This is a genomic window from Polynucleobacter sp. 39-46-10, from assembly GCF_002282275.1.
In genome coordinates this window covers 1-9,188 of record NZ_NCJB01000089.1, presented here as the reverse complement: position 1 = coordinate 9,188, position 9,188 = coordinate 1, and the positions used below count along the sequence as shown (strand labels likewise).

11 protein-coding genes are annotated in these 9,188 nt (G+C 46.1%); 1 reads left to right on the top strand and 10 read right to left on the bottom strand.

Features of this window, described 5'->3' with window-relative positions:
• From B7X71_RS08700 to B7X71_RS08690, 3 genes are all read right to left on the bottom strand, one after another.
• On the bottom strand, nt 1–617 hold a 617-nt coding region (locus tag B7X71_RS08700; RefSeq protein ID WP_293600531.1), incomplete at its 3' end, for an MFS transporter.
• Between the two features lie 5 nt (nt 618–622).
• Nucleotides 623–1,378 (bottom strand): 2OG-Fe dioxygenase family protein, encoded by a 756-nt coding sequence (locus B7X71_RS08695; protein WP_293600530.1) that lies wholly within the window; start codon nt 1,376–1,378, stop codon nt 623–625.
• Nucleotides 1,379–1,407: 29 nt separating this feature from the next.
• A complete protein-coding gene (locus tag B7X71_RS08690; RefSeq protein ID WP_215301691.1) occupies nt 1,408–2,709 on the bottom strand; it encodes a TAXI family TRAP transporter solute-binding subunit in 1,302 nt (433 codons plus the stop codon).
• 116 nt (nt 2,710–2,825) lie between these two features.
• On the opposite strand from B7X71_RS08690, the gene B7X71_RS08685 reads away from it, so the two are divergent.
• Complete coding sequence (locus tag B7X71_RS08685; RefSeq protein ID WP_215386447.1) at nt 2,826–3,587, top strand: SDR family oxidoreductase; 762 nt, start codon at nt 2,826–2,828, stop codon at nt 3,585–3,587.
• Here B7X71_RS08685 and ccmI read toward each other — a convergent pair whose 3' ends face one another.
• Genes ccmI through ccmC form a run of 7 tightly spaced genes read right to left on the bottom strand, consistent with a single transcriptional unit; the run spans nt 3,588 to nt 9,097 of the window.
• Complete coding sequence (gene ccmI, locus B7X71_RS08680; protein ID WP_293600529.1) at nt 3,588–4,778, bottom strand: c-type cytochrome biogenesis protein CcmI; 1,191 nt, start codon at nt 4,776–4,778, stop codon at nt 3,588–3,590.
• Nucleotides 4,771–5,271 carry a cytochrome c-type biogenesis protein gene (locus B7X71_RS08675; RefSeq protein ID WP_215301697.1) on the bottom strand — a complete coding sequence of 167 codons (501 nt, stop codon included), beginning with the start codon at nt 5,269–5,271 and terminating at the stop codon, nt 4,771–4,773. The genes ccmI and B7X71_RS08675 overlap by 8 nt, the downstream gene beginning before the upstream one ends.
• Nucleotides 5,271–5,795, bottom strand: coding sequence for a DsbE family thiol:disulfide interchange protein (locus B7X71_RS08670; protein WP_215301698.1), 525 nt, complete (start codon nt 5,793–5,795; stop codon nt 5,271–5,273). Before B7X71_RS08670 ends, B7X71_RS08675 begins: the two co-directional genes overlap by 1 nt.
• Complete coding sequence (locus B7X71_RS08665; RefSeq protein ID WP_293600528.1) at nt 5,792–7,711, bottom strand: heme lyase CcmF/NrfE family subunit; 1,920 nt, start codon at nt 7,709–7,711, stop codon at nt 5,792–5,794. Before B7X71_RS08665 ends, B7X71_RS08670 begins: the two co-directional genes overlap by 4 nt.
• On the bottom strand, nt 7,708–8,142 hold the full coding sequence (gene ccmE / locus B7X71_RS08660) for a cytochrome c maturation protein CcmE (protein WP_215301701.1): 435 nt from the start codon (nt 8,140–8,142) through the stop codon (nt 7,708–7,710). Before ccmE ends, B7X71_RS08665 begins: the two co-directional genes overlap by 4 nt.
• Nucleotides 8,139–8,327 carry a heme exporter protein CcmD gene (gene ccmD, locus B7X71_RS08655; protein WP_293599176.1) on the bottom strand — a complete coding sequence of 63 codons (189 nt, stop codon included), beginning with the start codon at nt 8,325–8,327 and terminating at the stop codon, nt 8,139–8,141. Before ccmD ends, ccmE begins: the two co-directional genes overlap by 4 nt.
• The gene (gene ccmC / locus B7X71_RS08650) at nt 8,327–9,097 is read right to left on the bottom strand and encodes a heme ABC transporter permease CcmC (protein WP_293600527.1); all 771 of its coding nucleotides are present in this window, start codon (nt 9,095–9,097) and stop codon (nt 8,327–8,329) included. Before ccmC ends, ccmD begins: the two co-directional genes overlap by 1 nt.
• Nucleotides 9,098–9,188: the final 91 nt, after the last annotated feature.

Genomic DNA, 9,188 nt, shown 5'->3' with positions numbered 1-9,188 from the left:
TCCACCGGAAAAATATCATGCAATCGAACATGAATAGGGCCATGCCATTTTTCATGAGTGAGTGCAGGGATAAATATCAGCACAATCAATAATGCGGTAAATGGGCCTAAGGCGATGATTCCAAAAACATAGCGCCAACCTAAGCCATCCAATATCCAGCCTGAGCAAAGATATGAAAAGCCAGTACCAATGCCAAAGAAAGCCGTATAGAAAGCAATATGACGACTCAATTCTCCGGTCTTAATACGATCAGAAAGAATCTTTAAGCCAGGCATATAGGTACCCGCTAAACCAGCCCCATTAATCGCCATAAAGATCAGGGCAGTCCAGAAGTTATCAGCAAGGATGCCCATGCCAAGCAGTCCACTTGTAGCCAACAGACCACCTACAAGATAGATTTTTTTTGCATCGACACGATCCGTCAGGGCTGTTGCTAACGGCACCATCAGCATATAGCCAAAGAAAAAAGCGCTCGCAATTAAACCAGACTGCAAATTACTGAGATGCCATTCGTCTTGCAATGTTGTTAACACGACAGCGTAGCAAGCAAAACCAAGCAGCGCGCAGGTTTGCGCCATGAGCATGAAAGGGGTGTAACCGGTAGGTTTAAAGCGCATAGGACTTACTGCTGACTACGACCTGGTGAATCCTGAAAACCATTCGAGCGAAAGGTGAGCACCAAAGTATCTCTGTAGCCGTGAGGCCCTAAAGGCTGAATCGGGGTGGACTCATGAATCATACGTTCATCATTCATCAACAATAAAGACCAAGGTTCAGAAAGTGTAAATCTCAAACCGGCAGAACCATTTGCATCAAAAATGCGAGTCTCACCACCCTTAATGCCAACTCGATTGAGCAAAAAGACAGCTACAAAATCCACGCCATCACGATGCGCACCTTCGGGAGTTGGGCGACCAATTCCATCAGTCGTATCAATCCGAAATTGATGCGCCTCAACAAACCAAGTATTCACCTGCTTTACGCCGCTTAATACGTTGGCCAGCCCCAGCAAAAGAGATTGCCAGGCAGGATTGTTGGTAAGCTGAACCTGCGAGGGTTCAAACCAGCGCTCGATGCCGCCATGCAAGGCGTTGTAGTCAACTGACTGCCAATGGGCACGATGCGGCACTATGGTCAGACTTTCACCCTTCATCTCGAAGCTTGAATGGCGTCGAAAGCGGTAGCGCCCCCCATCCTTTAGATACGGATCGCGCGGCAAACCTTCCCAAAACTGGTTGAGGCTTAAGAGCTGCTCTAGATCCACATGCGCTATTTTTGCCACCTCCTGTGCGGATAACACTGCATAACCCTGATCTCGCAAAGATTGAGGTAATTCCTTAACGGGAGTCAGCGGGGGTAAAAGGCTTGAGAGAGTCATGGGCTTATTTTAGGCTTTTAGCAATCAACTTAGGAATGCAAATTCAAACGGCCACGTACCTCTCCTACATGCCCCTTTAAGTCATATAACTCTTTTGCGTCCAGCATAGAAACCTTGATATTGCCCACCCTTCTCTCAATATCCTCCAATTCCTTAAAGTTCTTTTCTTTCAAGTCTGGATTAGCAGCGTTTTTTTCTATTAACTTCAGCTCTTCATAAACTCTAGATAGCTTGAGTCGTAATAACAAATTTTTGGCCGCAGGAATGTAGGTAAACAGGGGAATAAAAATCACCAACAGTGGGATGACGATTTTTGCGAACCTCCCAATCCATACCGCAGTCCAGAAAGGTAAATGGCGATGCAATAAAGAAGGTCCGTCTTTTAAATAGATTTCTGCATCCACATGCAAAGGAAAATCAAGACCAGTACCCGATGGAAACTCTCCAGGCTTTTGTAGATAGGCATAGGATTTCAGAATATCGTAAGTATCGCCAAGTAATAATGTCACTAAAGCAGGGCTAATGCCTTCCTTGCCCACCAAGGTAGCTGTTGCTGCCAACACCTGAATATCTTGACGAGGCAAGTCATACGCAATACTGACCATCCCACGTGGCACCGTTACCTTAGAAAGAAATGGAAATAAATGAACATAAGCTTCAGCCTGTTCAAAACTCATTAAGCGAATGCCGGGCGTTTCATAAAAACTTTTAAGTAAAGGCGCTTCGGCAGCACTCACTAAAAAAATAGCGTCTAACTCCCCTTTTTTAAATTTTTCCAATGCTTCTAAGGGCTTGAGCTTTTCAGTGCGGATATCATTCATGCTTAATCCGCTTGCCTCGAGCAATTGCGAAGCTAAACTCAAGGTACCACTTCCCTCATTGCCAATGGAAACGCGCTTACCTTTCAGCTGACTCAATAAGCCCAAGCGCCCAGATTCATTAGGAAAGCTAGCCTCTCGATACCAAACCCATACAGGCTCATAAAACACTCCTGCAATAGAGACCAGTTTGGGATGCTTGGATAAGTCTGCCACTCCACCTTGAACCATTGCAAAATCGACGCCTGAATGCGGATCATTCAATAAGGCCAAGTTATCACTTGTGCCGCCAGTCGTTCTTAAGCGTAGAGAAATTCCTTCCTCCGTAAGCTCTTTCTGAAGTCTTTCACCAAACTGCTGATACAGGCCAGTAGGCAAGCCCGTTGCCAACTGGATGGACCTGGGCGGCGGGGGCACCAAAACCCATAAGGTAGCAAAAAGTATCGCCACCAGAACCAAAAAGGCTATGCCAAATGCGATAGGGTTGTAGATATTTTTGCGTATGAAGTCCATAAGAATTCTTCTTGTTTTTGCCATTATGCCCCTAGCCCAAAGATCAAGAGTGGAATGAATTCATCCCGAATCATTTAGGATAAGATGAATGTTTTCAAAGAACCCTTAGGATCAAAATGAACTCAAACCTCAATAAGGTAGCCCTGGTTACGGGAGCTGGAACGGGTATTGGCAAGGCAGCTGCAAAAGCGCTGCTCAATGGCGGCTTTCAAGTTGTCTTAACCGGTAGAAACCTTGAGAAACTGAATAAAGCCATTCAAGATATTGGCGGAAATAGCCAAAACTGCTTAGCTCTTGCCTGCGACGTGGGTAGACCAGAACAAGTAAAGCAGTTATTTTCAGAGATCCAAAAACACTTTGGTCGTATTGATGTGCTCTTTAATAATGCTGGTATGGGTGCTCCAGCAATCCCGATGGAAGAGATCAGCTACGAACAATGGATGAACGTGGTCAATGCCAATCTTTGCGGGGCTTTTCTTTGCTCACAAGAAGCAATTCGCATGATGAAGGCGCAGTCACCTCAAGGTGGACGCATCATTAACAATGGCTCCATCTCAGCACATGCACCCCGCCCGATGTCTGCCCCATACTCATCCACCAAACATGCCATCACTGGATTAACCAAGTCCATTGCATTAGATGGTCGTCCTTTCAACATCACCTGCGGTCAAATTGATATTGGTAATGCCGGTACTGAAATGACCATCCCTATGGCCGCCGGAATTTTGCAAGCCGATGGGTCAAAGAAAGCTGAGCCATTAATGGATGTGGATCATGTTGGGCAAGCAGTGCTACATATGGCTCAACTACCTCCAGAGAGCAATATTCTGACGATGACCATCATGGCAAGCAATATGCCATTTGTTGGTCGAGGTTAATTAAGGTCTAACTTGATCGACCATCAAGCGGGCATCTGTCGTGCCCACTTTGATGGTTTGCGCAGAAGAAATCAAATCGCCAGATTCCGGCATTGCCATACCCGTTTTAGAGATACGCACCTCAACTGACACCTCAGGTAATTGAGAGATCAAGGCATTTGGGCTCATTGCCAAAGCATCATTTAATACAAAGCTCACCGGGAAAGTAGTCACCGGGGTTTTGAGAACTGCGACTGGCATACGTTCACCAGGCTTACGAGCAATCACCATCAAAGTATCACCCGCTTTAACTTTAGATTGAAGCGCGGAAGATATTCCCACTCGCCCACTCACCCCTCGATTATTAATCGCTGGTGCAGTAGCTGGCACTAACCCACCTTTGCTACGCGCTTCAGCAATAGAGCCGGCAATCGCTCTCGCCTCATCTGTTTCAGGGGGTAATTGCTTTTCCAGCTTTTCCCAAGATTGCACAGCGGCTTTGTAGTTTTGCGCATTAAAGGCTGCAGTTCCAGAAAGCCACAGTGCCAATAGATTGTTTGGATCTAGCGCCAAAGCTTTGTTAATTAATTGTTGTGGTTTACCAGCAAAATTACCATTTGCATTTGCCGCCAATACATCAGCATAGTCAGCCAACAACTGTGGGTCAGCATCCACAAAAGAGCCTGCACGAGCATAGGCTTTTGCGGCCTCAGCATTCTGACCCAAAATTCGGTAGGAGCGTGCCAGCATAGCCCAGCCCTTTAAATTATCAGGCTCCTTCTCCATCTTGGCAGCAAACTCAGTAACCATCTTTTCAACAGCTTCTTGAGTCATTGGCTGCTCAGCACTCTTTTCGGCAATTCGAGCAGCATCACCAAGATAGAAATAAAAACCTGCTGAAAGCAAAACTACAAACAGACAAATTCCAACAATAGTTTTCTTTGGGGAACCCAATACAGCAAGATCATCCGCCTCATCCGTATCTTGAAAAAGGCGCTGACGCATTTCTGCATGAGCTTGCTCGTAACTATCAGCATCAACCGTGCCCGCCAAACGATCAGCCTCGAGCTTATCGAGCTCCTCGCGATAAATAGCAGCATTCATCTGACGACGAGAAGTCTCAGATTCTTTAGCTGGGAAAAATAATGGGCGAAGCAATAAGACCAAGACCAAGATCAACAAAAGGAGGGCGGGTATTAAAAAACTAGTCATGTGCATTTTCTGTTGAACTGGATTTTGCATCCCGAAGTAGTGCATCAATACGACGATTGTCCTCTGCGGACAGCGTAGTACTTGGCACTCTTTGATTTCTGCGGCGTAAATACACTGCTAGGCCAATAATGCCAACAAGCAAAATCACAAAAGGGCCTATCCATAAAATCCAAGTGATTGGCTTTACGGGTGGGCGATATAAGACAAAGTCGCCATAGCGCTCCACCATAAACTCCCGAATTTGCTTATCGGTTTTACCTTCACCAATCAAAATCCGAATTTCTTTACGCAAATCATTCGCTAAATCAGATCGTGAACCCGCAAGGGATTCATTCTGGCAAACCAGACAACGCATTTCTTCTGAAATTGCAATCAAGCGCTGCTCTGTGACCGGATCATCTGCGAGCGGAGTGGCGTCTTTAGCTAAAGCAACATTCATCGCACAAGCAATCGCAATACTTGTAAGACTAGCTAGGATCAGCTTACGCAACATCACTTAAGCTCACCCAATAGAGGAATAATCTTCTTATTCAATAGCTCCATTGTGATTGGGCCGATATGTTTGAACCGAATCACCCCAGCCTTATCAATAACATATGTCTCTGGAACACCATACACACCGTAGTCAATACCAACGCGACCGTTCGCATCAAAGGCAGATAAAACATAGGGATTGCCTTGGCGAGCAAGCATCGCCATCGCATCTTCACGCTTGTCTTTGTAATCCAAGCCAATAATTGGCGCGACACCCAACTTACCTAACTCAACCAAAACGGGATGCTCTTCACGGCAAGCAACACACCAAGAAGCCCAGACGTTCAAAATCCAAGGCTGACCTTTCATACTGTCTGGTGAAAAGGTTTTTTGAGGATCAGCTAATTGCGGGAGTTCAAAAGCAGGGGCTTGCTTGCCAATTAGTGGCGAAGGTATTTCATGTGGATCGCGATTCAAGCCTATCGCTAAAAATCCAACCAAAATTACAAACAAGAAAAGTGGAATTAAAAACTTGGCTTTCATACTGCTGCCTTGCGTAATTTCATACGATAGCGCTTATCTGACATTGCCAAAACGCCACCCAGAGCCATCAATAGACATCCGCCCCAAATCCAATCAACAAAGGGCTTGTAATAGACACGTACAGCCCATGCTTTATCTTCGAGCTCTTCACCCAATGAGACATAAATATCTCTGGTGAGGCCCGCATCAATTGCAGCCTCAGTCATTGGCATAGTGGAAGAGAAGTAGCTACGTTTTTCTGGGTACATCGTAGCTTCCAACTTCCCATTACGAGAAAGCAAGAAGGTGCCTTGCATTGCGTTGTAGTTTGGGCCAGGCACAGCAGAAACGCTTTGAAGCTGAATTTGATAACCGCCAACACTAACACTTTCACCAGGCAGCATACGTACATCCTTCTCTTCTTGGTACGCACCCACCATAGTGACACCAATAACAAACACTGCTATACCCAGGTGCGCTACCTGCATACCAATAAAGGAACGTGTGGGCTTGCCTGCTTTTGCTTGACGAATGATCTGCAAAACACCTGAGGAAATTACCCAGAATGCTAGTAAGAAACCAAGACTGCTGAGCCAGGTAAATTCACCCATGGTAAAGGGAATCAAAGCGGCGGCAATCACTGCCACTAGAGCTGCAATCCATAAGCGCTTAATGACATCCACGAGATTGGAGTTCTTCCAATTGGTCCACGGCCCAATTCCCATTAAGACCAGCAAAGGAATCATGATGGGTACAAATACGCTGTTGAAATACGGAGGACCCACTGAGATCTTTCCTAGGTGCAGAGCATCGATCAGCAAGGGATAGAGCGTACCCAAGAGCACTGATGCGGCCGATACCACCAAGAAAACATTGCCGAGCAAAATAAAGGTTTCGCGGGAGGTGAAACTGAACTTACCACCCAGCGTGCTTTTGGGAGCGCGCCAAGCATAGAGAGTTAAAGAAGAACCCACTACCAATACCAAGAAAATCAAAATAAAGATGCCGCGCTTAGGATCAGTCGCAAATGCATGCACTGAAGTCAGCACTCCAGAACGCACTAAGAATGTTCCGAGAAGTGAAAGTGAGAAAGCCGTAATTGCCAACAGCACCGTCCAACTCTTAAATCCACCACGCTTCTCAGTAACCGCAAGCGAATGTAACAAAGCAGTGCCAACTAACCAGGGAATGAATGAGGCATTTTCAACAGGATCCCAGAACCACCAACCACCCCAACCCAATTCGTAATAAGCCCACCAAGAGCCTAGCGCAATACCCAGAGTTAAAAATACCCAGGCAGCCGTTGTCCAAGGACGCGACCAGCGTGCCCATGCAGCATCAAGGCGACCAGACAATAAAGAAGCAATTGCAAATGCAAAGGCCACTGAAAAGCCAACATAACCCATATACAACATTGGCGGATGAAATACCAATCCCGGATCTTGTAAGAGCGGATTAAGAGATCGCCCATCCTGAGCAGCTGGCAACAATCGTTCAAAAGGGTTAGAAGTTAAGAGAACAAATAAGAGTAGTCCTGTAATAACCAAGCCCAAAACCCCAATGACACGAGCCACCATAAACTCATCCAAAGCTTTGGAAAGTTGAGCCACTAAGAATGTCCAAGTCGATAGCAAGAAAACCCACAATAATAGGGAGCCTTCATGACCACCCCAGACAGCACCCAGGCGGTAAATGACTGGCATTTGAGAGTTGGAATGATCTGCAACATAGAGCACAGAAAAATCATTCGTATAAAAGCTCCACGCCAGGATGACGAAGGCAATAGCAAGCAATAAGAAAACAGTTTGTGCAGCTGGCCTAGCTAACAAAATCCATTCACGGCGACTTTGATGTGCGCCGACCAATGGAAGAATTCCCTGAAGAATGGCAACACATAAAGCGAGGATTAACGCGTAATGCCCAAACTCAGGAATCATTGTTTATTTCCATTTTTTTGAGCCTGATCCAAAGCATGCTTGGCCTCTGGAGGCATGTAGTTTTCATCATGCTTGGCCAGCACTTCGCTAGCAACAAATTGTCCATCCGGATTTAAGCGACCTTGGATAACTGCACCCTTACCTTCTTTAAACAAATCTGGAAGAATGCCTGTATAGGCAACAGGAATATCTTTCGCCATATCGGTAATCACAAAGTGCACAGTCAAACCATCTCGCTTCACTGATCCATCTTTCACCATACCTCCAATCCGGAAGACTTGACCAGCCGGTGACTTACCAGCAGCAACCTCGCTGGGGGTGACATACAAAGCAATATTGCTATTGAGCGCATTCAAAATTAATACTGCCGCGATGCCAATCGCAATGAGTGCGCCAACAATAATGGCGGCCCGTTTATGTCTTGGTTTCACTTACCGCCCTTTTGATCAAACTGTTCCGCCATGACTTCACGCTGAAGTCTTCGCACAATCACTCTGTGTCGTGCCCGAACAGCCAGAGGCTCAAGCAAGAGTACCAAAGCACAAATGCCGAAGCTACTCCATACATAGAGCGCATAACCCCCCATTGCAAAGAATTCCGCCGGACTATTCCACATTAACGCTTTACCTCATTTAATTGCTTAACCCAGTCAGTATGGGCCTCACGCTCCAAAATGATGGCACGTACACGCATTAACCCTACTGCTATTGAGTACATCCAGAAGCATAAAGCCATTAATAACATTCCCCACAACATGGTCTGGGCCATGGCCGGAGCCTTAGTTAAGGAAACAGAGGCGCCTTGATGCAAGGTATTCCACCATTTCACTGAAAAATAAATGATGGGGACGTTTACTACGCCGACTAAAGCCAAAATTGCCCCTGCTTTATCGGCTCGGCGAACATTATCAATCGATGCTTGTAGGGCAATAAATCCAAGGTATAAAAAAAGCAGAATTAACTCAGAAGTTAAGCGTGCATCCCATACCCACCATGCGCCCCACATAGGCTTACCCCAGAAGGCTCCAGTCCATAGAGATAAAAAAGCCATCCAAGCACCAATTGGTGCGAGCGCCTGAGCCATCATGGCCGACAGACGCGCATTAAATATCAAACCTAATCCAGCCCAGGCAGCCATCACTAAATAGATGAACATGGACATCCAAGAAGCCGGCACATGAACAAAAATGATTCGGTAGCCCTGTCCTTGAACCGCGTCCACTGGCGCTACAAAAAAACTCACCCACAAGCCTGCAATGCCAAAAATAATGGTTAGTGCCCAAAACCATGGGATGAGTTTTCCGGCAAGCGGATAAAAAGTACTGGGGCTCGAGAACTTGAACCAATTCACTACACGGTTTGTAGATACGTTATTTGTCTGACTCATTCAATTGCAATCTTTACGGCGCTAGCACTGACCCAAGGTACAAATGCTAACGCCAAAACGAATAAAGCGCCCAAGAGGGAGAAATGTCCCG